The following is a 23,609-nucleotide window of genomic DNA, read 5'->3' as shown; positions in this document are numbered from 1 at the left end:
AACGAGGTAATTTCAACACGTCCCGCTACTGCAAAACGCTTAAAACAAGCAAAAAACATTATGCGCCGCGTGAGCGCCTGCGCGCTGCAATTCCCTGGCCTATGGCCTGACCACTGCCACGGGATGTAGGGCCGCGACGCTGTCCAGCATCAGGGAAACCCAATGCCGTTTGCAAGGGATCTGGCTGACGGCTACGTTTTTTACCGTTAGCGTTGTTGGCATTGTTACCAGCACCATTACCCGGGCCATTACGTCCATTGCCAGCATTACCACCTGCCTTGTTGCCATATGCGTTATTGCCGTTGGCATTGCCGCCACGACCCGCACCATATTCAGCACGCTCACCACGACCACTGGACATAGGGAAACCAACTTGCTTCTGACTAAACGGGCCGGTACCAAAACCTGGGGCCTTATTACCAAATGGCTTGCCACCCTTGGTTGGCGCAGTCGGCTTATCACCGCCGGCTTTTTCCAGCCCACTCAGTTTCAACAAGGCGCGGACTGCATCTTCTTCCAGCTCTTCCCAGCGGCCACGCTTGAGGTTGGCAGGCAGGGTCATGGCACCATAACGGGTACGTATCAGGCGTGACACTGTCAAACCGACCGCCTCAAACATACGGCGCACTTCACGGTTACGGCCTTCGCCAATGATGACGCGATACCATTTATTAACACCCTCACCACCGCCATCAGTAATTTTGGAGAATTGCGCCAAACCATCTTCGAGTTCAACACCCGCCAGCAGACGCTGACGCATGCCTTCTTCCAGTTCACCCAGGGTACGCACAGCGTATTCACGCTCAATACCGTAACGCGGGTGCATCAAGCGGTTTGCCAGATCCCCGGATGTGGTAAACAGCAACAAACCCTCGGTGTTGTAGTCCAGACGACCAACTGCCAGCCACTTGCCGACTTTCATGGTTGGCAAGCTCTCGAACACGGATGCACGGCCTTCAGGATCGTTAGTACTGACGATTTCGCCAGCAGGCTTGTGATAAATCAGTACACGCGGTGGTTTTTTACTGACTTTGCGCATAATGGGCTTGCCATTGATACGCACCTGATCAGTCGGCAAAATTCTTTGGCCAATATGGGCTGGCTCACCGTTCACAGAGACACGACCAGCGACGATCAGCTCTTCCATGTCGCGACGTGAACCCAGGCCAGCTTCAGCCAATACTTTATGCAATTTAGGCGCATCATCATCTGCAGTCAGATCACGGCGCACTGGTTTGCCACGGCCCTTGCCTTTGGCATCATCAGCAGCACCCGAGTCAAATGCCTCGGAAGTAACAAAAGAAAACACGTCATCGGCATTATTGCCAGCACCCGGACGGCCGCCGCGAGTTTGCTGCTGTGGACGCTTGGATTTATTTGCGCCAGCATGACCAGCGTTTTGACGCGGACCACGCTCATTACGGTCACCGCGCTCGGTGCGCTCGCCACGTTCACTACGATCCGGACGCTCGGCGCGGTCGCTACGCTCACCACGATCAGCGCGGACTGGACGTTCAGTTTTCTCACCGCCCTCTGCTTTTTCACCACGCTCTGTTCGCTCGGCGCGATCTGCCCTTGGCGCACGTTCTGTACGGGGCGGGCGTTCGCTGCGCTCGGCTGCTTGCTCTGTACGCACGACTGGCTCGGCAACTACAGGCGCTTCAGGCACAACAACTACTGGATTTTCGACAACCTCTGCAGCCTTGGCCTTGCTACGGCTGGCGCGTGGCGCTGATCCAGGTTCTTTAGGGGCGCGCGGCGCACGCGGGGCACGTGCTTTTTTAACTGGTGTTTCTGCAGCATCAACGACTGATGCTGTCACTACTGCTTCTGCAGCCCCTGCTGATTGCTCTGCATTCTCTTGCTTAGGCTTGGATCGGCTTACACCAGTACGCGGGGCACGCGCAGCGCGCTTTGCCGGTTTTGCGTCATCACCACCAGCAGGGCCATTGTCTTTTGCGCCCGCACCATCAGCTTGGTCAGCATTCACATCTTCAGGATTCATTGGATTCATTCTTCAGTTCTATTGGAGGCAACTGACTCGCTGCAGCGCCCGGTACACTATCCGGTGCCGCAGTATCGGCTACCTGATCACTCAATTGCGTGACAGGTTGAGAATCTCCCCCAACCTCACTTATTTCTTCAATTACTTCTTCGCTTATATCTTCGGTAATTTCTTTTACTATTTCTTCTGATGCTTCTTCAGTTTTTGCTTCGCTTGCAGCCTCAGGTAATTCTTCAGCAACAAGATCTGTCGCCTCATCAATCTCAGATAATTGATCTGGCACACTGTCTGCCACAACATCAACAGTCACGACATCTGGATCTACGCTAAAGCTAGCAGTCTCTTGCGATTCTTGCTCAGATGCAATTTCCGTACCTTGTACGGTCTCGACCTGCTGTTGCTCCTGCGCATCTTGTGAATCTTGCTCTTCTTGAATTTCTTGCGCTAATGACTCTGATTCAGCACCTGCAAGCATCTCGCCAGTGTCCACTGACTCTTGCGCAAGCTCCTCGGTTGAATCCGCCAATGCCACCAACTCAGTCTGATCAGCATCCACTCCAGGCAACTCAACATCCGCAATTTGCTCAGGCACAGATTCGCCATCAGCTACAGGCTCTGCTACCAACGCATCCGCCTCAACAGCAGCAAACATACCACCACCAAGAGCAGCCAATTCAGGAACCTCATCTTCTTCAGCATCCCGCTTCACTTGCTGCAAAGGTGGCAACTGGTCCAGCGAAGACAAACCAAGGTCATCCAGAAATTGCTTCGTCGTAGCAAACAATGAAGGCCGTCCTGGCACATCCCGGTGGCCTATGGTTTCTATCCAGCCACGGTCTTCCAGGGTCTTGATCATCTGCGATGCTACGGTCACACCACGAATTTCTTCTATGTCGCCGCGTGTTACTGGTTGGCGATAAGCAATAATCGCCAGGGTTTCCAGCGTCGCTCTTGAATACTTTGGTGGTTTTTCCGGGTTCAACCTGTCGATATAGGCGCGCATTTCTGGCTTGCTCTGAAAGCGCCAGCCTGTCGACAAAGCTACCAGCTCTATGCCCTTGTCAGACCAGTCCTGGCGCAAGCCTTCCAGCATCAGTTTGATGGTATCTGCGCCGACCACATCACCTTGATCATCCGCATCCTGGAACAGCTTTTTCATGGTATTGACTGTCAGCGGCTCAGGCGCGCATAACAAGGCTGTTTCGAGGACTCGCTTTGCCTCAGCAGTATTCATGCAATATTAAAGTACACGGGTTTATTTGTTTTTTAATTGATGTCATGCAGCAAGGCAACTGATACGCCAGTTACCATCTTTGCCATTACTCACACCAGTTTTGTATTAAATTTGTTGCCACCAACCTGGTAGCAACGCCCTTCATGCGGGCGGCTGGGACTGCATGGAGCGCGCAAAGAACTTAGCAGCGCACAATCCCTAAAATTAGTAGACACTGGATTGTAGTCCAGAAATTAGCAGACGATCAAAAAATATCGTCAACAACCAATAAAAAAGCCACGCTGTAACGTGGCTGTTCTCAATAATTCTGTCTGCAACGGGGTGAATATCACGCATTAGCTGCGCACACCACAAAATCTGCACCAAACCCGGAAAGCCAACCACAAGCCTTCCAACAACATCCTGCATACGACTGCAAGTGCGCGAGATTACCACGCATTTGGGAAGTTTGCACGGGAAAATCTGGGCAAGTTCGCATGCGATTTAAGTAAAGCAAAGATTAAATTGCATTTAAATTAATGATATTAAATAAGATTTATGAAACAATTACCATGTGATTTTCAATAAAACTGGCTACGCCCCATGTGTTTCATGACTATATTAAGCACCAACTCTGACAATGACCTGTCTCTTGCCAACAATGAGCTGCTTCAGTTTGTGAAAAAACTACCTGGCATCCCAGAGGAGAAATATCTGAACTTTGAAAATAAATGGTTCCTTGCCTCAAATGCTGGCTGCAGTTGCAACTTCAGGCATTTATCTGGCGACAGCATAGAACTCGGCTTTAGCGAACCGGAAGCGTGGTTTCAAGAAGATGACGACACCATTGAAGCAACGCGTCAAATTGCGGCAAACATACGCACCCTGATACACCAAGGCGCAAATGTAGATTGCTTTGATGCGTGGGCACATGGGCAAAACGATGCAGCAGCACCAATCGACGACATCGAAGTCGATCTGACTGAGGTCAGCGATGCCGCATTCCGCTTCTTTGAAGGATATCGATTTTCTTTCGCGATCAAACCTTAATCCGACTGCCGCGCATAACTCACCGTCAACATTTCCCACTGGTGCCCATCAGGCTCATTCCAGTAAATCATATTCCCGCCATAATCGGTATTAATTTGCATATCCATAGGACCGCGCACAGAACTGCGATAAAGGATGCCAGCAGCCTTGATACGCCCCAGTATTTCATCAAACTGCTGCTGGCTGACCCGAAAGCAAAAGTGATAGACTGGGAAATCTTCATCTGTCTGGATAAAATCCAGCGTCAAGCCCTCATTCACAAACACCGGCGCAAATGGCCCCAAAGCCGTTGGTGCCCAGGGCACGCCCAGCAAATCAGCCAGTTGCTTTGCCGAAGCTAGCTTGTCATGCGAAGGGACTATCGTGTGATCCAGCTCAATACTCATGGCAGCTCTCCTTGCTAAGCTAAATACCAACTTTGCAACAATAGTTTTCATTTTACTCATTTTTAACTAAATGTGCCTCGCAAGGGAAATTATCCTATTTCAATCTGGCAAAATCGATGACAAAACCGGCCCCATAAACTTGCAATAAGTACACAATCGGCTTAGAGTAAAGCGTAGCGCACCAAACCACCTGACCAGGAATGGATGTATGAACCAGACTATGGCAGCATGCATGCAAACACTCAAAAATCCTTTTGAGGGCACATCGGCTGCCATCATCAACAGCAATGATGGCGACAAAACGCAACTGGCAGAAACCCTGCGCAAGGGACAAAACCAGTCGCTGGAAATGATCGCCAAAGGTGCGGCATTAAAAGACATTTTGTCCCACCTGATGCTATTGATAGAATCACAGTCGCAAGGCGTGTATTGTTCTGTGCTGCTGCTCGATGACGATGGCATACATATACGCAATGGTGCTGGCCCCAGCCTGCCAGCAGAATACATGCAAGCCCTGGACGGTTTTGAAATTGGCCCCACCGTCGGCTCATGTGGTACAGCCATGTACCGCAAAGAAATGGTCGTCGTCAGCGACATCCTGAGCGATCCATTATGGGAGCCATACAAGGCCTTCGTCGCCCCGCATGGATTCAGGGCTTGCTGGTCTACCCCCATCTTCCTTAACAAAGACATGTTGCTCGGCACCTTTGCCATGTATTACCGCGAAGTGCGCACCCCGGGGCCGGATGATTTGAAACTCATTGACGTTGCCACTCATCTGGCCGGCATCGCCATAGAACGCAACCGCAAAGAGCGTGAACTTGCCAGACATCGCGACCACCTTGAAGAGCTGGTCGCAGCACGTACGGCAGAACTGGTGGTCGCAAAAAACCGCGCAGAAATCACTAATCTTGAACTCAGCAAAACCAATGCCGAGCTCGCCTGTACCCTCAACACCCTCAGCCTGACCCAGGCAGAATTACTCAGACGCGACAAGCTCGCCGCCCTGGGCTCTTTAGTGGCAGGCATCGCCCATGAACTCAACACCCCCATAGGAAATGGCCTGATAGTCGCCAGCACACTGGCAGAACGCACCAACGACTTTTCCACCACCTATGCCCAGGGACTAAAACGTAGCACCCTGGAAAAATACATGGCCGACGCCAGCGAAGCCAGCCTCATCCTGCAACGCAATCTCCAGCGTGCTGCCGACCTGGTCAGCAGCTTCAAACAAATCGCGGTTGACCACACCACCGCTGACAGGCAAGAATTTTCAGTCGCAGAACTCATCACAGAAATCAGCCAGACATTCAGCACACCAATGAGGCAGCAATCCATACAACTGACGTGCGACATTGCCGACCACATGCAAATAAACAGCCTGCCCGCCCTGCTAGGCCAGGCCCTGCAAAGCCTGCTCAGCAACTGCCTCGCGCATGCATTCGAGGGCAAGGACAAAGGCAGCATCCACATCACCGCCCACTACAAGGCGGACAGCAACGCAGAAATCAGCATCACAGACGATGGCATAGGCATACCACCCCACAATCTACAACGCATCTTCGACCCATTTTTCACCAGCAAACTAGGTGCTGGCAGCTCCGGCCTGGGTCTGTATATCGTGCACAATATTGTGTGCGGGGTTTTGAATGGGAAGATAGAGGTGGAAAGCATAGTGGGCAGCGGGACTACATTCAGGGTTGTTTTGCCGTCGGGCTTGCAAAGTGAGGTTCTTGGCTGAGAGCGCAGGCACAGATATTTCATTGACTTACCGGCCTCTTTACCAAAAGAACATCCTCATACCTTATCCATCGCATTCCACTCATTGAATGCAGTCCACGAAACGGTTACCGAATTTTTCGCAAGAAAATCGATGAACATGCCTTACTTGATTGTCTCTTGTATCAAATCAAGCTCATTTGCCTATACGTTCGCTGCCAGACAGACCACGGTTATGGAATAAGTGCACTGTGCTTAAGCCAGCCAACCAGATTTACTATATTAGTGCCTACTGCATATAAGCGTTTTCCAAACAAACACATGGCTATAGATCAAAGTATTGATTAGTGCATTTCTGATTGCTGGACTATAAATAATCATGCTATTTGCGATTGAGATTAGCTGTCTCATTATTTGTCCAATATTGAGTATTCATTCCGTGTAAGAATGTCGAATACAGAGGCTGAGAGGAGAAAGATGCCCTCACAACAAAAGCAAGCAGTTGCAGTGAAGTCACTTAAGGTGAAATTGCGTCGCAATATGAAACTTGAGCAAGCTGCTCATGAGATACTCGCAAATTGTCTTGAGCAAATTCAAGGCAATCAATCTGCCATCAGGACTGGCGCAGATCCTGATTGTGTTCGCCAAATGCATATAGGTCTACGTCGCCTACATTCGGCATTAAAACTCTTTCATAATTCATTTCTACTCCCTGCAAAACTGCAAGCAGAGTTGGATTACGTATCGGAAAAATTAGGTGCAGCGCGTGACTGGCAGGTATTTTCTGGCTCTACTTTGGTGGCAATCGAAGCCATGGCTCCAGAAGAAGTAAAGCTACCCAGCTTACAACAGGCAGCAATGACTATAGCGAGCAAAAAACAAAAAGAAATTTATACGTCAATGAAAAGCCGTCACTCAGCACGCTTGATGTCTGAATTATCTGCGTGGCTAAAAAAGCCTCAGATACCTGAAACAGACAAGTGCCCTAAGCATAAAAAATCTACGGCGAAGCTACCATTATTCGCCCAAAAAATTTTATTCCATCAACAAAAAAATCTAATCAAGCGAGGCAAAGAACTATTTAAAGCAAAAGCTGACACGAACCCACAGGCAAACCATAAATTTAGAATCGCAATTAAGAAAGTCCGCTATTCATGCGAGTTTTTCGAGAATTTTTTTGGTAAAAAAGGTATGCATGCATATATAAGCGCTTTAAGCGCACTGCAGGATATTCTAGGTAACATCAATGATGGCGCAGTTGCAGGCAGATTACTGAGAACTGTGGCTCAGCAGAAGGATAGTTATATATCGGGCTGCAGCTTTGCCCGGGGCTACCTGCTTTCCCAAAGCCAACTGGACCAGCAGGAGCTGCGATCACTCTGGAAACAATTTAAGGACATCCATTTACCAAACCTTAAATAAATGCATCTTCCCGGTCTCGCTGATAAAAGTCCCTGAATCTCCAGAACTTCAGATGTAATTGATTCATTCACTCCGCTGCAATTCCGCCATGACTGTATTCTGGATGTTTTCTATGGTTTTGTCTTTTTGCATTTTTTGGAGAACAGACGTCAAGCCTGGCACAAGATTTTCATGCTTCTTGTTGAGGTAGTGAAATACTGGAAAGGTGACCAATGGAGGCATTAGTATCGTGACGTCGGCTTGTTTCATTTCACTCAAGGCTGCAAGACCCGAAATACGATTTGCCACTACGATGTCTGAGCGGCCCAGCAGCATTTTTTGAAATGCCTGACGCACCGTTGGCGCTCCTTCGAGCTTCATCCCAACAGTATTTTGCTCGATAATTTTGATACCCCGGACAAAACCTATTGTATAGGGGCGCAGACTATCCCAGCCGTTAACTGCAAAATGGGTGCCATTGGTGAAAATGACAATTTCATAGGTAAGCAATGGTACTGGCACGATGAGGAGATTAGGATAGTCCCTTTCCATCCCCAGTTTACGGTACAGCTCACCATCCATTTCACCGTTGTTCGCACTGCGCAAGGAACGTTCACCGGGTAAATAGTGGATATTCAAATGCCAACCCAATCTACGGTAGGCGGTGTCAATAATTTTTTCAGCAATGAGTGTAGCGGGATCTTTTTCGATGAGAGTGGAAATTTGCAAAGACTTGTTTTCTTGCGCCAAGACATTAAACGACACAATCCCTGACAAGGACGCAAATTGCAATAGAGTTCGTCGCCGCATAGTAGGTACGCTCCTATTATTCCAGAGAATTTTTCATTCCTTGAATAGCATCGGTTAAATTTTGATTAAAGGCATACAGTTTCATCAGTCATCTCTGAGATGCCACCAAGGAAATTTACTCATATCCCGAAGCTGTCAGTGCAAAGTTGTATAGTGATCAGATCTTAGTAAAATCCCTATATTGAATGTGTCTTCATATCGCTGCGGAAGAATTCGTAATTATTCCTGCCTGCAGTTTTCGCGCAGTACATGGCGGTGTCTGCATTTTTAATCAGCGTTTGTGCATCATGGCCATCGCCTGGATAAAGACTTATACCAATGCTCGCTTGCGCATATAAGTCTTTTTGATCATGCTGAAAAGGATGAAGGAGCGATACCTGTATTTTTTTTGCGATAAGCGCTGCGTCTTCTGCATATTTACCACCCACCAGAAGAATAACAAATTCGTCGCCGCCATACCGGCTTACAGTGTCAGAGCCTCTTACGCAATCCGACAGACGTTGGGCTACAGATTGCAGCAATACGTCGCCACTGGCATGTCCAAGTGAATCGTTGGTATGTTTGAAATTGTCGAGATCCAGAAACAGTAACGCCAGTCGTGTACCATTCCTCTTGGCTAAATGAATTGCTTGCGCGATGCGGTCGTTTAACAGAGTGCGGTTAGGTAAATTAGTGAGTGCATCATGCTGTGCCATATGAGCCAATTTGACACTCACCGCTTGAGCTACGCTGACATCATGAAACACAATAACTGCTCCATCAAGTTTGCCATCACAGTCATGAATTGGCGAGGCAGAATCTTCGATGTGAACTTCGCTACCGTCTTTTCGGATTAAGAGCGTATTTGCGGGCAGCTCTACTATTTCGTTTCTTTTCAAAACAAGTTCTACCGTGTTGTCTTCAATTTGCCTGGTTATACCGTTAATTGTTTTAAAAATTTTTTCTACCTGTTGCCCCGTTGCGTCGGCTTTTGACCATCCAGTAAGTGCTTCGGCAGCGGTGTTCAGGTAATCAATTTCTCCATCAATATTTGTACATATGATCGCGTCGCCAATTGAATTCAATACAATTTCAGCTCGCGCCTGTTCTTCATTAAGCTGTTTTTCGACATTCTTGCGCAGAATAATATTTCGCAATGATTGCGGAACCAGACTGCTGAGGAAATAACCCTTGGAAAGGTATCCTTGTGAACCTAGTTGTACGGCTTCAATAGCCGCGGCCTCTTCCTCCTCGGCACTCAGGGTCATTATTGGCGTCCCGGAGAAGTCGGCAAACAATGCCTTGAATGTGTCAACTCCCTTGCTATCAGCGAGTGTTAAGTCCAACAAAATCAAGTCGATATCACCTTTTTGCAATCGTGACAAGCCAGCATCAAGTCTGCAAAGGCATTCAGTAAGAAATGGGCCATCCTTTGAATGCCTAAGTGCATCCTCCAAAATCTTTGCATCGTCAGAATTACTCGTGAGGATAAGAATTCGATATATCATAGTGCCTGCTTTTCTAACCAGGAAATTGAGTTACGTTAAGAAGGACATGCGAAGTGAACTAATTTTTGTATCGACCTTGCCATTCACCTGTATAACAAACTTGCCTTCAAGTTACTTACTCACTAGACTGAACCGATCGGCGAGGCAAATCAATGGTGAACATACAGCCCTCTCCAAGTTTGCTTTGTACCGTCAGCAAACCACCATTCGCTTCAACACTACGTCTCGCAATGGAAAGCCCCAGACCCAGGCCGCTCTTGTTGCTGCCGCTTTGAGTGAACGGCAGGAACATGTCCCGCGCAGCTTCAGCACTCAGGCCTGGCCCACTGTCCTTGACATTGATGCGTATTCGCTCAGCGCCTGCATCCACGCTGAGCGTAACGACGCCATCTTTACCGCTAAATTTGAAGGCATTCTGCAGGAGATTTCCCAATGCTGAAAAGAGCAGGTCCTTGTCTGCATCGATCATCAGTATTGAAGGAGTTTGTTCAATATGTAAGCTGCAATTGAGCATTTCAGCTTCGAGAGAGGCAGAATATTTTACCTCGCCGATAAAATTTGCCAGACTGAAGACAGAGCGGTGCAGAGTCATGCCAGGTCCGACACGGACTTCTGCGAGCGAACGATCAATCAGACGCTGAAGCCCTACCAGGCTACGGTCCAGCACACCCCCTGTAGAACCGCTTAAACCGACATTACCCGACTTAATCGCCGTTAGTGCGAGCATTGCTGTGTTCAAATGGTTGCGCAACTCATGGGCAAAAAAACCCAGTCGCTCATTCGTTTCCAAAGCTTGTTCATCAGCAATCACAAAGTCACGTTGCTCACTAAACGCTGTGACAGCGTCAGCGATTCCATTATCCAGACAACGATTGAGAGTACGGAACTCACTGATCTCAAATTTTTGGTTAAGATCAATCGACAGGTCTGACACTGCCTGGCAAAGGTCGCCATAATTATGGACAACCTCATTGATAGAGTAGCCCAACGTCAAAAGATCAGCGCCGTGAATTGCGGCGGATACACCCAATTCGGCGTGGCGACCCGGATCACCAGACGATGGGCCTGAAACGGCCAGGGCCTCAGCCATAGCACCCTGATTTTCAGCTTGCAGTGTGCGTATGAGTTGATCGAGAAACAAGGGGATGCCTTGTTCCAGTTGTTGCTTGTTTGGCGGTGACCTGTGCGGACGAGCGGACACTTTGTCGCGACATCGTCGCTCTAACTCGGCCCGGTTGACGATTAAAAAATCATGCATCATGGAAAGCCTCGTTGGGTATCCCATGCCTGTCAATTGGCGATTTGCGGCAACGTTGCCAGCGTGGGGTTTTACGCCAAGACAGCCCGGCGCATTTTCTTACAATAGGCCATGCCCCCTACCACGTCTGTGCGCTGTCGCACTTATGTATGATCCAGTCCGCTTAGGTTCAATAGCTTCGCGCATTCGCATGCATGACAGTCGTATGCTAGCTAGCATTGAGAAAAAATGTCCCGATGACGATTCCCCGCAAAAATGACTTCTGGCCGTGCAAAGCAAAAAGCCCTTGATCATTTCTGATCAAGGGCTTGAATACTTGGTTGCGGGGGCAGGATTTGAACCTACGACCTTCGGGTTATGAGCCCGACGAGCTGCCAGACTGCTCCACCCCGCGTCTGAAGAATGAAACTATACATGATTTTGCTGCTTCGCGCAATTCTTTTATAGGATCAGGACTTTTGCCGCACTTTTGCGGACAGGTGTTACACTTTGCAGATTCGCCAATTTTGACTCTTTTTGCCCATGAAATTCTGTTCTGAATGCGCGTCCCCGGTGGTCTTGCAAATCCCTGTTGATGATACTCGCGAGCGTTTTGTTTGCCCGGCATGTGGCATTATCCATTATCAAAACCCGAAGATGGTGGTGGGCTCTATTCCTGTATGGGAAGAAGATGGTGTCACCAAGATCTTATTGTGCAAACGTGCAATAGAACCGCGCCTGGGTTTCTGGACCTTGCCTGCAGGCTTCATGGAAAATTATGAGACCACGGCGCAGGCAGCGCAACGTGAGACTGAAGAAGAAGCTGGTGCCAATATCAAGTTGCATGAGCTGTTCTCTATTTTGAACGTGCCGCATGTACATCAGGTGCATTTGTTTTACCGCGCTACCTTGCTGGATTTGAATTACGCGGCGGGTGTTGAGAGCCTGGAAGTAGCATTATTCACTGAAGAGCAAATCCCCTGGGATGATATCGCATTCCCCACCATAGGCCATACACTGAAGTTCTTCTTTAAAGACCTTGCAAAGGTCAAGGATGGCGGGCGCTTCCAGATGCATGAGCATGATATTTTCAAACCCATGCTGCATGATTGAAACGAAACTGGCCGGGCTTGCATCAAAAAATGGGCGACGTTTTTTATCGCCCATTTTTTTCGTCATTATTTGCGTCATCACCAACTGGTTTCGCGTTCGGCAGTCGATGAGATTTTGTGTATAGCCAAATCTGCACCTTCAAATTCTTCTTCAGGATCAAGGCGTATGCCTATGAGTTTTTTCAGGCTGGCGTAGATGATGTAGCCGCCGACAAAGGCAATTGCAACGCCCATAATGGTGCCCAGCAATTGCGACATGAAGCTGACGCCACCAAGGCCACCCAAAGACTTTAATCCAAAGATACCAGCAGCTATGCCACCCCAGGCACCGCACAGACCGTGCAGGGGCCAGACGCCCAGTACATCATCGACCTTCCATTTGTTTTGCGTCCAGGTGAACATCCAGACAAAAATGGCACCGGCTATCCCGCCAGTGACCAATGCACCCAAGGGATGCATGAGGTCTGAACCGGCACAAACGGCAACCAGGCCAGCCAGGGGACCATTGTAGACGAAGCCGGGGTCATTCTTGCCGAGGATAAAGGCGACCAGCGTGCCGCCTACCATGGCCATCAGCGAGTTCATGGCAACCAAGCCATTCATTTTGTCCAGAGTTTGTGCACTCATGACGTTGAAGCCAAACCAGCCCACAGTGAGTATCCAGGCACCCAGGGCCAGGAAAGGGATGCTGGATGGTGGATGGGCTGCAATTGCACCATTCTTCATATAGCGGCCACGGCGTGCGCCCAACAGCAATACGGCGGGCAAGGCCACCCAGCCGCCAAAAGCATGCACGACGACGGAACCGGCAAAATCATGAAACTCTTCAGAGAACATCGCTTTCAGCCATGCCTGTATACCAAAACGCTGGTTCCAGGCTATGCCTTCAAAGAAGGGGTACAAGACGCCGACCAGCAAGGCTGTGGCAATCAGTTGCGGATGAAATTTTGCCCGCTCGGCAATCCCGCCTGAGATAATGGCGGGAATGGCAGCGGCAAAGGTCAACAGGAAAAAGAACTTGACCATTTCAAAGCCGTTTTTGGCAACCAGCACCTCGGCACTGGAGTAGAACTGCACACCATAAGCAATGGTATAACCGACAAAAAAGTAGGCGATGGTGGATACGGCAAAATCAACCAGTATCTTGACGAGGGCATTGACCTGGTTTTTCTTGCGCACGGTGCCTAATTCTAAAAACGCAAAGCCAGCATGCATTGCTAGTATCATGATTGCGCCAAGCAAGATAAATAAAGCGTCAGTGCTGCTATTTTGTGCATTCATGCAAAATATCTCCCAATATAAGTGCAAATTTGTATCAAAGGTGCATTGATAAAGCAAAATACATTCCAATTTAGTGCAAATTGATAAGTGATTGATTTAATGCGATTTTTAGAAACTGATTATTTGATAAGCAAGTTTGATGCACTGAAATATGGCGTCTTTTTGGTGCAAGCTGTAATGGGGGTCGTGTGATCCCCTGGTTGGAAACGAATAGCCCCTTTCCCCATCCCAGCACTGCGCTGACAGAAAAAGATGGTGCGGCGGGTTTGCTGGCGGCAGGCGCAGACTTGTCGGCAGAGCGCCTGCTATATGCCTACAAGAATGGCATCTTCCCCTGGTTTTCTGATGGGCAACCTATCTTGTGGTGGTCTACCGACCCGCGCATGGTCTTGCAGGTGCAAGACTTCAAATTATCACCCAGCTTGAAGAAGCGGCTGCGCCAAGTCAGTAAAGACCCACGCTGGGAAGTGCGCTTTGACACTGCTTTTGAAGACGTCATGCGCGCCTGCGCCGCACCACGCAAAGAAGGCACTGGCACCTGGATTTCTGAAGATATCGTGATTGGCTATAGTGACTTGCACAAGCTTGGCTATGCCCATTCCATAGAGGTGTGGCTGGATGGTGAACTGGTGGGTGGTGCCTATGGCGTCTGCATAGGCCGCATGTTTTATGGTGAATCGATGTTTGCCAGGGTCACGGATGCATCCAAAATAGCCTTGGCACACCTGGTATTTTTCTTGCGTGAACATGGGGTGAAAATGTTAGACTGCCAGCAAGAGACGGCACATTTGGCATCTCTGGGCGCAAAAGCGATCAGCAGAACCGAGTTTTTGCGCTGGGTAGAACATGCCAGTGCCTTGCCAGCGATTAGCAATTGGACCATAGTCAACAAGATCAGCCCGTGACCCAGCTTAACGAACTCCCCTTCGCCAGCATACAGTTTTATGCGACAGCGCCCTACCCTTGCAGTTATCTGGAAGGCTTGCAGGCGCGTTCGCAAGTGGCCACGCCTGCGCATCTGATTAATGCAGATGCATATTCAGAACTGGTGAAGAGTGGTTTTCGCCGTAGCGGCATTTTCATTTACCGACCGCATTGCGATAACTGCCAGGCTTGCACGCCAGTGCGCGTGCGTGTCAATGAGTTTGAAACCAACCGCAGCCAGCGCCGTGCCTGGAAGAAGCATGGCAATCTGCATGCCCGCGTCAGCAGTCTCAGTTATGTGCATGAGCACTATGAGCTTTATCAACGCTATCAGGGTGAACGTCACTCTGGTGGAGGCATGGACAATGACAGCCGCGACCAGTATGCGCAGTTCTTGCTGCAAAGCCGGGTGAATACCCGATTGGTTGAATTCAGGGATGATAAAGATGTCTTGCGCATGGTCAGTATCATTGATGTGCTGACGGATGGCTTGTCGTCGGTGTATACCTTTTATGACCCGGATGATGCAACTGCATCCTACGGTACTTACAATGTCTTGTGGCAGATAGAGCAAACACGCTTGTTAAAGCTACCTTATGTCTATCTGGGTTACTGGATCGCTGCCAGTCCCAAGATGGCTTACAAAACCAATTTCCGCCCCCTTGATGCCTTGATGCAGGGGCGTTGGCAGACTTTGCGGGAGCTGTGAGGCTCTTCCAGTCTGTCTCTCAAATTTTATTTTCAACTTTTCTTCCTCAGCTATTTACATGTCTGCAAAACTTCTTTACTCCCTGATCCGCCCTGCCCTGTTTGCCATGGATCCGGAAAATGCCCATCACCTGACCTTACCTGCTCTGCAACGTGCCAATAAACTAGGCCTGGGTGGATTGCTGGGCAATAAACCTGCAGAAGATGCGCGCACTGTCATGGGTGTGCGCTTTCCCAACCCAGTAGGCCTGGCCGCCGGTCTGGACAAAGATGGAGCTTATATTGATGGACTGGCTGCAATCGGTTTTGGCTCCATAGAAATTGGCACGGTCACGCCACGTGCGCAGGCTGGCAACCCCAAACCACGCATGTTTCGCCTGCCACAGGCAGATGCGATCATCAACCGCATGGGCTTTAATAATGGTGGCGTTGATGCCTTTGTGAAAAATGTGCAGGCATCACGCTTTTATCAGGACAAACAAGGCGTGCTTGGCCTCAACATAGGCAAGAATGCCGATACGCCTATAGAACGTGCTGCCGAAGACTACCTGCACTGCCTGGCCAAGGTTTATCCTTATGCCAGCTATGTGACGGTGAATATTTCTTCCCCCAATACCAAGAACCTGCGCCAGTTGCAGGGGGCGACTGAGCTGGATGCCTTGTTGTCGCAACTGAAGGAAGCACAGCAAAAACTGGCTGATGAGCATAAGCGTTATGTACCTGTTGCACTGAAGATTGCGCCTGATATTGATGCAGAACAGATCAAGACGATAGGCGAAGCCCTGCTGCGTCACAAGATAGATGGCGTCATTGCCACCAATACCACCATCACCCGCGACGCCGTACAGGGCTTGCCACATGCAGAAGAAACTGGCGGCCTGTCTGGCAAACCCGTGTTTGAATTATCCAACCGCGTGATCCGTGCCTTGAAGGCAGAACTGGGTAATGAGTTACCCATCATCGGTGTGGGCGGGATTTTTTCTGGTGCAGATGCAGTGGCTAAAATGCAGGCAGGTGCGGCACTGGTACAAGTGTATTCTGGCCTGATTTATCAAGGCCCAGCATTGGTAAAAGACTGCGCTGATGCTTTGCGCGCACATAAATAATTTATCTATACCATCATGAAGAAAATTTTACTTGGCAATAGCCAGCTGAATGTATCCACCGTCTGCCTGGGCACCATGACCTTTGGTGAGCAGAACACCGAGGCAGAAGCGCATGAGCAGCTTGATTACGCATTGGAACGCGGCATCAATTTTATTGATACTGCAGAGATGTACCCGGTCATGCCGCGCGCGGCGACGCAGGGCAAGACCGAGCAATATATAGGTAGCTGGATAAAAAATTCCGGCAAGCGTAGCGAGATCGTGCTGGCCACCAAAGTTGCCGGCCCTTCACGCGGCATGGGCTGGATACGCAACGGCGAAAATGACTTGAACGAAAAGAACATTCGCGCCGCCATAGAAACCAGTTTGCAACGCCTGCAAACCGACTATGTCGATCTGTATCAATTGCATTGGCCCAGCCGCAATGTCCCTATCTTTGGACAAAAACAATTTGACCGGACACTGGAAAGACCCTGCACAGAGATCGCTGAAACAGTAGCCGTGCTGAATACTCTGGTGAAGGAAGGCAAGATACGCGCTTTTGGTGTGTCGAACGAAACATCCTGGGGTGTCAGCGAATTTATCAAACAGGCAGAACTGCAGGGTGCGGCAAATATTGCCAGCATACAAAATGCCTATAATCTGGTGAACCGCTCATTTGAACAGAGTCTGGATGAAACCTGCTTCCGTGAAAATGTCGGCTTGCTGGCTTATAGCCCGCTGGCATTTGGGCAGCTCACCGCCAAGTACACTGACGATGCCAAAGCCCATGGCCGCCTGACGATATTCCCACCAACCTGGAGCCCACGCTATATGCGCGCCACAGTTTTCGAGGCCAGCAAACGTTATGCAGCGCTGGCGCGTGAACATGGTTTGACGCCAGCGCAACTGGCACTGGCCTGGTGTTATTCGCGCAGCTTTATCGCCAGCACTATCATAGGAGCAACCAACCTCACTCAGTTGAAAGAAAATATTGACGCGCTGGATGTGCAGCTCAGCGATGAAGTAATACAAGGCATCAACCGCATCCATGAAGAGTTGAACAATCCCGGCCAGTAATATTATCGTGGATGGGACATCAGAAAATCGCTACTCCGGCAAGAAGTTTTTACCTGGCATAAAATACAAGTGCAATTGCAGCAAATGCCTATTGATCCTTTTACGGAGAACCAAGATGTCCCAATTGCGTATTAATATCATCAAGCTTGTTGTCTGCGTCCTGCTCATTATGGGATTGCTGATGGTGTTTTCTCACAGTGCCGCACCCAACGCGTCCTTGTTCAAAATGGCATTTTTCTCTGCCGCTTTCATGATCTTTGTTCTTGCTCTTGGATTTGCCTGCGTCTTCATCACGGGTGAATTCAAGCAATGGAGCCTCAATAATGGCGCAACCGACACCGGCTGGCTTTGGTTTAATGCTGAGCCACCTGGCCTGGAGGCCCTGAGAAATGGTATTGATGTCTCTACTTTGTCAGCCAAGGCAAAACAGGTATCCGCAGCAGATCAAAGCGCGGACAAAACCTGATACTAAAACTTAATACTGCGTAGCGCAGATCAGAATTCACTGATGCTGCGCTTTCAGTTTCGCTTTTTTACACTTACTTCTGCGCTGGCCGCACAGGCAGCGGTACGTTGCACAAATCAATATGCCCTGCTGGTACTTTATACCAGTCACCACCACGATTTCTTTGCGCTTCAATAATAGACTTAAAAGTCGCCGTATCAGTGCGTATGATTTCCAGCTTGCTGCGCTCAGCCTCTGGTACGTCGGCTGCCAGCTTCATGCTCTTGATGGGGGTACGCTCCTCGGCTTTTTCATAAAAGCCCAGAGGACCAGTACCACGTGGCAAGGTCGTCAATAATTCCATACCTTGCACGACACGGCCAACGGCCGTGATATTTCTGTCCAACTGTCTTGGCGCATGCCCGGTTACCACATACAAGGATGTGCCGTTGCCGCTATTTGCATCAGTGCCACGAGCCACACCTACACTTGCATAGCAATGCGTCAACCAGGCCGTACCCGCCTTGGGATCACGCCCGGCCGGGAAACCATTTGCATGCCCGACTTGCGGCGCATAGCCATCGACATCAGGCAGTAGCGTGAACGGTAAATTGGCGGGATATTTGACGGTGAATTCGCCTTCAAGCTTACGTTTAGCCGTTTTGACTTCACGTTTGTCGTCCGGGTCAGCCCATTGCGCCACATAATTTTCTTGCGAGCGTACTATAGCCAAACCATCAAAATAACCCTCACGCACCAATGCCTTGATGTTTTTCGTATGATTAGGAGCAAAATTGGGTGCCAGCTCAATCACGACACGGCCCTTTTCCAGATTCAGATACAAGGTATTGTCAGGATCAAGCGGACGCCAGTCTGCAGTGCTGGAATTTTTAACGATGTCCCCCAAATTCAACTTGGATGCCTGCACTACTTTAGCAGGTGCACTCTTGGCTTTCGCCGTAGCAGCATAGGAGTGGTCAGGGGCAGACAAGAACAGACCCGCGATCATGCAAGTCATCAGGGCTTTTCCAGTGGGCACAGCAGCAAAACGTAAAGACATTATTTGACTCCGGTAAGGTGCGCAAAGATTATCGCAATTGCCGTATGGGCAAGAATGGGTGACCTTACGCGAATGAGACTGTTTTGTCCATATACCTCAAATATATCTATTACTTTTCCGCTCAATTACCTGGCCTGGCTGCTTTATTTCCGGGTTTTTCTCATTGGAATATTGCAAAAATCTGGCGAATCCGGTACAACCTGAATCAATCTTTTACATCAAGGAGTCCTTGTTTGAAACCTCAACTTCAGGCACCTACCGGTGCATTTGTGGGCGCATCCTGGGCCGCTTTGTTTATAGGTGCAGCAACCTATCTGACTGGCGTCTGGAATGCCCAGATGCAATTGAATGAAAAAGGTTATTACTTCACCATACTGATGTATGGCTTGTTTGCTGCCGTGTCCTTGCAAAAATCGGTACGCGACAAACTCGAAGGCATTCCTGTTACCGGGATTTATTTTGGTCTGTGCTGGTTGTCACTGGGCTTGTCCATCCTGTTGCTTGCCGTAGGTCTGTTTAATGCGACTTTGAGCTGGAGTGAAAAAGGTTTCTTTGCCATGGCATTTTTGCTGAGCCTGTTTGCTGCTGTTGCAGTACAAAAAAATGTGCGTGATATTAACCTGCTCAAGCCTGATCAAGACACCATGCCCATGCATGACGGTCATGAAAACTGATTTTTTGTTTAAGCCAGAACGCTTCTGTCCATTGTGAATAATAACGTCCCGGACAATGGTGATTTTGCCGCCTATCTGGAAAATTTAGATAGGCGACACAAAACAAATGTCCCGCCAATTACTGTAACAAACTCAACTCCGCCGGCCATCCAACATCTGCATAGTGAAGACCTAACGGACCAGGAAAGACTAAGCCTGCTGGAATTCCCTGAACTTCCACCAATTTCTGATGATGATTTGTTGACACAAGCCCTGGCATCTGCGGGCGAGACCAATGAATATGATCTGGATGAAAAGGTGGAAAAAAGTAAGATTGATGAAGAAACGGAAGCAAAAACTGACTTGCAGAATGGACCAGAAACTGAACAAGCTGACCTGGCATTTCTTGGTGAACATGCACTGCAATTAGCAGATCAGACCTTGCCTGAAAATTTCAACGAGATACCGCAGATTACTGATGAAGAATTGATACAGCAAGCACTGACATGTCCGGCAGATAACGAAGATATTTCACCAGAATAAATCAGTATTATTAAAGACAAAGAGCCTGCATTTGTTCAGTTAATACACTGGAACAAGTGCAGGCTCTTTTTCATTTGCAATTTATTTAGCCATACGCCAGCGACAAATGTCCAGCTCGAACTGCCGCAGTGGATTTTACCTCCACCTGCATGGAATTTTGTAGCGAAGCGATGGAACCACCGGCACGATACTGGAAGCTGACTTGCAGCAGATCACCCTCTTTGACTGCAACAGGCAGCGACAATGGCAAGGCCATATAGTGATTCAACCAATCTATGGTCGATGAAGATTCCATCAAGACTGCCAGAATATTCTTGGTCACAAAACGCAAGGCGCTGACTGTACCCGCTTTTTCCACGGTAAAACTGCCTTCCCATTTGATTTGCATGTCATTAGGCTGGCTGAAATCGATGATGCTATACAAGGCAGGTTGGGCTAACTCCACCGTGTCGGCAGAAAAAACGCCTGGTTGCTGGAACTGGATGATCGGTGCCTGATAGCCAGAGAAATCATAGGTTTGCTGCAGCGGCTGCACTGCCATGACGACAGCTTCTGGAATGAACAGAGGCAAGGGGCCACCAAATTTTGCTGCATAACGTTTCTTGAAGTTCTCTATGACTTCGACCTGTTTTTCACGCAGCATGGCGACGTGTATCATCTCACAAATGACGATATCAACAGGCTCTGGTGGCAGGTATTCAAAAGCATCGGCGTGGATGACTTCGACTTTTTCACCATAGCGGTTCATGGCCAGCAAGCGGCGCGCTTCATCCACCATGTCGGGATTGAACTCGACGCAATACACTTTGGACGCAGCCTGTGCAGCAAACCAGGACAACACACCCGTACCCCCGCCCAGCTCCAGTACTTTCGCACCCTCAAATACCTGGCGCCGTATCGCCGCTTTGAAATTATCCATACGGTTCAAGTCCATCAACATATTGTGATGGTATTGCAGGGGGATAAACTGTCCGAGGTAGCAGCTTTCTGCCTCACGTTCAATCAACATGGTCACTCCTTCTTTACCTGGTTTCATCATGTGGCTGCCATCTGAAGAGCTCAACAGGACAGTCAATTTTCTCACCATCAACACACAAATTTTTGAATTCGTATTGTGTATGGCCTTGAGAAGTTGATTATCCTTGGGTTATAAGGAAGTGAATCATGGAGTTGAACAGCGAATCTGCGTCAATTCTTGCGTATGCTAAAGATAGCCACATGCAATATGTCTGCAAATTAACTTTATGCAAAGAAACGACTATGCGCAACACTTGTTTTGAAAAAACAAGTAACAGAACCGTACGAATAAGCGCAAATAAAAGAGAAGTCGGCTAAGCTAAATCAGTTTGATCAGACAGATCTGTCTGGTTTGGGTCGCTCGCAGCGCCCATCCTGATATGCTTTGGGCAGTTGCTCCCAGCCCTCGCCTGGCGAAGTTTGGGAGCAGACTACATGCGCATTGAGTTTGCTGCGCCACTTATACCAGGCTGCGGGTGCGGCATGCGCCAGCGTGACGGCCAACAACATGGTCAGTATCAAAACTTTTCTGAACATAGTCATGACCGTCACTCCTCCTGATATTTAATGCAAGTTGATGTTGCTTAGGCTTTGGCCAAGAACCTGTTTACGATCTGCAGCGAGCGTCAGCGGGGTCAGGGTAAATAAAACGCAGCGCAAAAAGCGGAATGTACTCTACTAGTACATGAGCATTTTGAGCAGCACATGAACCCCGATCACGCACGCGCAGTAAGATCAGAAACAGGTTCTAAGGCACGGTAGCTGGCAAGTTCATCGATAGTCAGTATCACAATATCATGAGTCACTGCATATTCTATGATTTGCTCGCCTTTGGCCATGCTGCCATCCGGGTTCATCAGCTCACATAATACAGCTGCTGGTAACAATCCCGCCATCATGGCCAGATCGACAGAGCCTTCGGTATGGCCGCGTCGGCTAAGCACGCCGCCAGGTGCTGCACGCAAAGGGAAAACATGGCCTGGCCGTGCCAAATGCTCAGGCTGGGCATCAGTTGCGATGGCAGTCAGGATGGTGGTGACACGGTCTGCAGCAGAAACCCCCGTCGTCACACCTTGTTTGGCCTCTATCGACACTGTGAAAGCCGTGCCATAACGACTTTCATTGTGGCTGACCATAGGTGGCAGGTCGAGTTGCTGCAGTCTGTCATCGGTCAGACACAGGCAGACGATGCCACTGCAATCGCGGATCAGCCGGGCCATGGACTCAACCGTGATTTTTTCGGCGGCAACAATGAGGTCAGCCTCGTTTTCCCGGTCAAAGTCATCCATGAGTAATACAGGACGACCATTACGCAAGTCTGCCAGTGCCCTGGACAGACGCTGATCAAAAGGGCTAAGGGATAATATTTCCGGCTGTGCGGAATTGGAAGATATAACAGTAGTACTAATAGTATTCAACATAATGAAACGCTCCGGCAAAAGTAAATGTGCAAAAGACGTTTCAGGGAGTAAAAAACGAATAGCCAAACACAAACGCCCATGATCTTCACCATAGGAGTTTTGTGTAAGAACCTGCTTACGATCTGTAGCGAGCGTCAGCGGGGTCAAGGTAACAAAAACGCAGCGCAAAAAGCGGAATGTACTTTAGTACATGAGCATTTTGAGTAGCACATGAGCCCCGATCACGCTCGCGCAGTAAGATCGGAAACAGGTTCTAAGGCCTATCTTCTCTCATCCGGACTATGACCGTCGGCCCTGGAATCACACCAGATCTGCTGACCTTGCAAACTGCTGCAAACTTGCTACAACCGTTTTTTACTGCAAGCGCTCGCGGGCTTGTGTACGAGAATCGCCAAGGCAATCCTGTGCATTTACCGCCGGTGGGGAATTACACCCCGCCCTGAAGACGTACAACCTACCGAGTTATTCGGCAAATGAATTATACGCAAAAATAAAATTACTGTTTGGGCAAGCTCAAATTCCTGCCGTCATTACCAGACTTCAAACAATATGGCTCTTTTATGCCATAGGCATCAACAGACACAGGTCTTATAACGACAAGATATATACCTGCAAACATTTTCTTATGCAGAAAACATATATTTATAGAAGAATTGTTAAAAATATTGTCTGATTTAACTCGCATTTCCATATGGCAACATCTATTCTTATTTTCAAAGACATTTCCGGTTTTTTCGCACCAACATCTTTGTGAATCAGAAACACAAATTCCTGTCGTGGCACCAGCTTGATAAAAAACACATCAAAAGCGCAAGCTTTCTTGCATAAGTTATTTCTTAAATAATTTATTCTGTTTTTACGAATTAAACTAAAGGCAATATCAGTCCAGCGATTTTGCATATATCAAATACGTATATAAGCAAATGAATACTAAGTAGTTTGGAATAAAGCCTGGATTCATTACGATGCACC

The 23,609-nt window shown here is 48.8% G+C and carries 22 protein-coding genes, 1 tRNA gene and 1 riboswitch; of the genes, 11 read left to right on the top strand and 12 right to left on the bottom strand.

Annotated features, from left to right (window positions below; genetic code table 11):
• Positions 1-58: 58 nt before the first annotated feature.
• Together AC3WQT_RS05685 and scpB are read right to left on the bottom strand one after the other, a co-directional pair.
• Entirely contained in the window at positions 59-2,005 is a 1,947-nt protein-coding gene (locus tag AC3WQT_RS05685) for a pseudouridine synthase (protein WP_492703122.1), read from the bottom strand.
• Positions 1,995-3,239, bottom strand: coding sequence for an SMC-Scp complex subunit ScpB (gene scpB, locus AC3WQT_RS05680; protein ID WP_492702826.1), 1,245 nt, complete (start codon positions 3,237-3,239; stop codon positions 1,995-1,997). Before scpB ends, AC3WQT_RS05685 begins: the two co-directional genes overlap by 11 nt.
• 591 nt (positions 3,240-3,830) lie before the next feature.
• Here scpB and AC3WQT_RS05675 point away from each other — a divergent pair.
• A complete protein-coding gene (locus tag AC3WQT_RS05675; protein ID WP_492702825.1) occupies positions 3,831-4,268 on the top strand; it encodes a hypothetical protein in 438 nt (145 codons plus the stop codon).
• Here AC3WQT_RS05675 and AC3WQT_RS05670 read toward each other — a convergent pair.
• The gene (locus AC3WQT_RS05670; RefSeq protein WP_492702824.1) at positions 4,265-4,654 is read right to left on the bottom strand and encodes a VOC family protein; all 390 of its coding nucleotides are present in this window, start codon (positions 4,652-4,654) and stop codon (positions 4,265-4,267) included. The genes AC3WQT_RS05675 and AC3WQT_RS05670 overlap by 4 nt on opposite strands.
• Before the next feature lie 208 nt (positions 4,655-4,862).
• Here AC3WQT_RS05670 and AC3WQT_RS05665 point away from each other — a divergent pair, with 208 nt between their 5' ends.
• Both AC3WQT_RS05665 and AC3WQT_RS05660 read left to right on the top strand, forming a co-directional pair.
• Complete coding sequence (locus AC3WQT_RS05665; protein ID WP_492702823.1) at positions 4,863-6,395, top strand: ATP-binding protein; 1,533 nt, start codon at positions 4,863-4,865, stop codon at positions 6,393-6,395.
• Positions 6,396-6,850: 455 nt separating this feature from the next.
• Positions 6,851-7,795, top strand: coding sequence for a CHAD domain-containing protein (locus AC3WQT_RS05660; protein ID WP_492702822.1), 945 nt, complete (start codon positions 6,851-6,853; stop codon positions 7,793-7,795).
• 63 nt (positions 7,796-7,858) lie between these two features.
• Here AC3WQT_RS05660 and AC3WQT_RS05655 read toward each other — a convergent pair whose 3' ends face one another.
• The 4 genes from AC3WQT_RS05655 to AC3WQT_RS05640 all read right to left on the bottom strand — a co-directional run bounded on the left by AC3WQT_RS05655 (position 7,859) and on the right by AC3WQT_RS05640 (position 11,723).
• Positions 7,859-8,584, bottom strand: a complete 726-nt coding sequence (locus AC3WQT_RS05655; RefSeq protein ID WP_492702821.1) for a substrate-binding periplasmic protein — start codon at positions 8,582-8,584, stop codon at positions 7,859-7,861.
• A 176-nt stretch (positions 8,585-8,760) separates the two neighbouring features.
• The gene (locus tag AC3WQT_RS05650; RefSeq protein WP_492702820.1) at positions 8,761-10,071 is read right to left on the bottom strand and encodes a diguanylate cyclase domain-containing protein; all 1,311 of its coding nucleotides are present in this window, start codon (positions 10,069-10,071) and stop codon (positions 8,761-8,763) included.
• A 115-nt stretch (positions 10,072-10,186) separates the two neighbouring features.
• Positions 10,187-11,332 carry a sensor histidine kinase gene (locus tag AC3WQT_RS05645; RefSeq protein ID WP_492702819.1) on the bottom strand — a complete coding sequence of 382 codons (1,146 nt, stop codon included), beginning with the start codon at positions 11,330-11,332 and terminating at the stop codon, positions 10,187-10,189.
• Positions 11,333-11,646: 314 nt separating this feature from the next.
• A tRNA-Met gene (locus tag AC3WQT_RS05640) sits at positions 11,647-11,723 on the bottom strand.
• Between the two features lie 128 nt (positions 11,724-11,851).
• Here AC3WQT_RS05640 and AC3WQT_RS05635 point away from each other — a divergent pair.
• The gene (locus AC3WQT_RS05635; protein WP_492702818.1) at positions 11,852-12,421 is read left to right on the top strand and encodes an NUDIX hydrolase; all 570 of its coding nucleotides are present in this window, start codon (positions 11,852-11,854) and stop codon (positions 12,419-12,421) included.
• 77 nt (positions 12,422-12,498) lie between these two features.
• Here AC3WQT_RS05635 and AC3WQT_RS05630 read toward each other — a convergent pair whose 3' ends face one another.
• Positions 12,499-13,701 carry an ammonium transporter gene (locus AC3WQT_RS05630; RefSeq protein WP_492702817.1) on the bottom strand — a complete coding sequence of 401 codons (1,203 nt, stop codon included), beginning with the start codon at positions 13,699-13,701 and terminating at the stop codon, positions 12,499-12,501.
• Positions 13,702-13,889: 188 nt separating this feature from the next.
• On the opposite strand from AC3WQT_RS05630, the gene aat reads away from it, so the two are divergent.
• The 5 genes from aat (at position 13,890) to AC3WQT_RS05605 (ending at position 17,964) form a co-directional block, all read left to right on the top strand.
• A complete protein-coding gene (gene aat / locus AC3WQT_RS05625; RefSeq protein ID WP_492702816.1) occupies positions 13,890-14,606 on the top strand; it encodes a leucyl/phenylalanyl-tRNA--protein transferase in 717 nt (238 codons plus the stop codon).
• Positions 14,603-15,334 carry an arginyltransferase gene (locus tag AC3WQT_RS05620; protein WP_423002698.1) on the top strand — a complete coding sequence of 244 codons (732 nt, stop codon included), beginning with the start codon at positions 14,603-14,605 and terminating at the stop codon, positions 15,332-15,334. Before aat ends, AC3WQT_RS05620 begins: the two co-directional genes overlap by 4 nt.
• A gap of 58 nt (positions 15,335-15,392) precedes the next feature.
• Entirely contained in the window at positions 15,393-16,439 is a 1,047-nt protein-coding gene (locus tag AC3WQT_RS05615) for a quinone-dependent dihydroorotate dehydrogenase (protein ID WP_492702815.1), read from the top strand.
• A 15-nt stretch (positions 16,440-16,454) separates the two neighbouring features.
• Positions 16,455-17,498: an aldo/keto reductase gene (locus tag AC3WQT_RS05610; RefSeq protein ID WP_492702814.1), complete on the top strand. Its 1,044-nt coding sequence runs from the start codon at positions 16,455-16,457 to the stop codon at positions 17,496-17,498.
• 115 nt (positions 17,499-17,613) lie between these two features.
• Positions 17,614-17,964, top strand: a complete 351-nt coding sequence (locus AC3WQT_RS05605; RefSeq protein WP_492702813.1) for a hypothetical protein — start codon at positions 17,614-17,616, stop codon at positions 17,962-17,964.
• A 73-nt stretch (positions 17,965-18,037) separates the two neighbouring features.
• On the opposite strand, the gene AC3WQT_RS05600 is transcribed toward AC3WQT_RS05605, so the two are convergent.
• A complete protein-coding gene (locus tag AC3WQT_RS05600; RefSeq protein WP_492702812.1) occupies positions 18,038-19,003 on the bottom strand; it encodes a peptidylprolyl isomerase in 966 nt (321 codons plus the stop codon).
• A 233-nt stretch (positions 19,004-19,236) separates the two neighbouring features.
• On the opposite strand from AC3WQT_RS05600, the gene yiaA reads away from it, so the two are divergent.
• On the top strand, positions 19,237-19,677 hold the full coding sequence (gene yiaA, locus AC3WQT_RS05595) for an inner membrane protein YiaA (protein ID WP_492702811.1): 441 nt from the start codon (positions 19,237-19,239) through the stop codon (positions 19,675-19,677).
• A 33-nt stretch (positions 19,678-19,710) separates the two neighbouring features.
• Positions 19,711-20,199 (top strand): hypothetical protein, encoded by a 489-nt coding sequence (locus AC3WQT_RS05590; RefSeq protein WP_492702810.1) that lies wholly within the window; start codon positions 19,711-19,713, stop codon positions 20,197-20,199.
• A gap of 85 nt (positions 20,200-20,284) precedes the next feature.
• Here AC3WQT_RS05590 and AC3WQT_RS05585 read toward each other — a convergent pair whose 3' ends face one another.
• The 3 genes from AC3WQT_RS05585 to ribB all read right to left on the bottom strand — a co-directional run bounded on the left by AC3WQT_RS05585 (position 20,285) and on the right by ribB (position 22,637).
• Positions 20,285-21,208, bottom strand: a complete 924-nt coding sequence (locus tag AC3WQT_RS05585) for a class I SAM-dependent methyltransferase (RefSeq protein ID WP_492703121.1) — start codon at positions 21,206-21,208, stop codon at positions 20,285-20,287.
• A gap of 341 nt (positions 21,209-21,549) precedes the next feature.
• Positions 21,550-21,759 (bottom strand): hypothetical protein, encoded by a 210-nt coding sequence (locus tag AC3WQT_RS05580; protein WP_492702809.1) that lies wholly within the window; start codon positions 21,757-21,759, stop codon positions 21,550-21,552.
• Between the two features lie 173 nt (positions 21,760-21,932).
• Positions 21,933-22,637: a 3,4-dihydroxy-2-butanone-4-phosphate synthase gene (ribB, locus tag AC3WQT_RS05575; RefSeq protein WP_492702808.1), complete on the bottom strand. Its 705-nt coding sequence runs from the start codon at positions 22,635-22,637 to the stop codon at positions 21,933-21,935.
• 258 nt (positions 22,638-22,895) lie between these two features.
• Positions 22,896-23,088, bottom strand: a riboswitch (FMN riboswitch).
• Positions 23,089-23,609 lie beyond the last annotated feature (521 nt).

The organism is Undibacterium sp. FW305-107 (assembly GCF_058788535.1).
The sequence above is the reverse complement of the archived record's forward strand: the minus strand, read 5'-3'. Positions and strand labels throughout refer to the sequence as shown.

Coding starts and splice junctions, on each gene's coding strand:
- AC3WQT_RS05675 (WP_492702825.1), top strand. CDS start 3,831: ATGACTATATTAAGCACCAACTCTGACAATGACCTGTCTCTTGCCAAC.
- AC3WQT_RS05650 (WP_492702820.1), bottom strand. CDS start 10,071: ATGATATATCGAATTCTTATCCTCACGAGTAATTCTGACGATGCAAAG.
- AC3WQT_RS05605 (WP_492702813.1), top strand. CDS start 17,614: ATGTCCCAATTGCGTATTAATATCATCAAGCTTGTTGTCTGCGTCCTG.
- ribB (WP_492702808.1), bottom strand. CDS start 22,637: ATGTTGAATACTATTAGTACTACTGTTATATCTTCCAATTCCGCACAG.
- AC3WQT_RS05580 (WP_492702809.1), bottom strand. CDS start 21,759: ATGACTATGTTCAGAAAAGTTTTGATACTGACCATGTTGTTGGCCGTC.
- AC3WQT_RS05615 (WP_492702815.1), top strand. CDS start 15,393: ATGTCTGCAAAACTTCTTTACTCCCTGATCCGCCCTGCCCTGTTTGCC.
- AC3WQT_RS05645 (WP_492702819.1), bottom strand. CDS start 11,332: ATGATGCATGATTTTTTAATCGTCAACCGGGCCGAGTTAGAGCGACGA.
- scpB (WP_492702826.1), bottom strand. CDS start 3,239: ATGAATACTGCTGAGGCAAAGCGAGTCCTCGAAACAGCCTTGTTATGC.
- AC3WQT_RS05655 (WP_492702821.1), bottom strand. CDS start 8,584: ATGCGGCGACGAACTCTATTGCAATTTGCGTCCTTGTCAGGGATTGTG.
- AC3WQT_RS05670 (WP_492702824.1), bottom strand. CDS start 4,654: ATGAGTATTGAGCTGGATCACACGATAGTCCCTTCGCATGACAAGCTA.
- AC3WQT_RS05630 (WP_492702817.1), bottom strand. CDS start 13,701: ATGAATGCACAAAATAGCAGCACTGACGCTTTATTTATCTTGCTTGGC.
- AC3WQT_RS05685 (WP_492703122.1), bottom strand. CDS start 2,005: ATGAATCCTGAAGATGTGAATGCTGACCAAGCTGATGGTGCGGGCGCA.
- AC3WQT_RS05660 (WP_492702822.1), top strand. CDS start 6,851: ATGCCCTCACAACAAAAGCAAGCAGTTGCAGTGAAGTCACTTAAGGTG.
- AC3WQT_RS05585 (WP_492703121.1), bottom strand. CDS start 21,208: ATGTTGATTGAACGTGAGGCAGAAAGCTGCTACCTCGGACAGTTTATC.
- AC3WQT_RS05610 (WP_492702814.1), top strand. CDS start 16,455: ATGAAGAAAATTTTACTTGGCAATAGCCAGCTGAATGTATCCACCGTC.
- AC3WQT_RS05600 (WP_492702812.1), bottom strand. CDS start 19,003: ATGTCTTTACGTTTTGCTGCTGTGCCCACTGGAAAAGCCCTGATGACT.
- AC3WQT_RS05665 (WP_492702823.1), top strand. CDS start 4,863: ATGAACCAGACTATGGCAGCATGCATGCAAACACTCAAAAATCCTTTT.
- AC3WQT_RS05635 (WP_492702818.1), top strand. CDS start 11,852: ATGAAATTCTGTTCTGAATGCGCGTCCCCGGTGGTCTTGCAAATCCCT.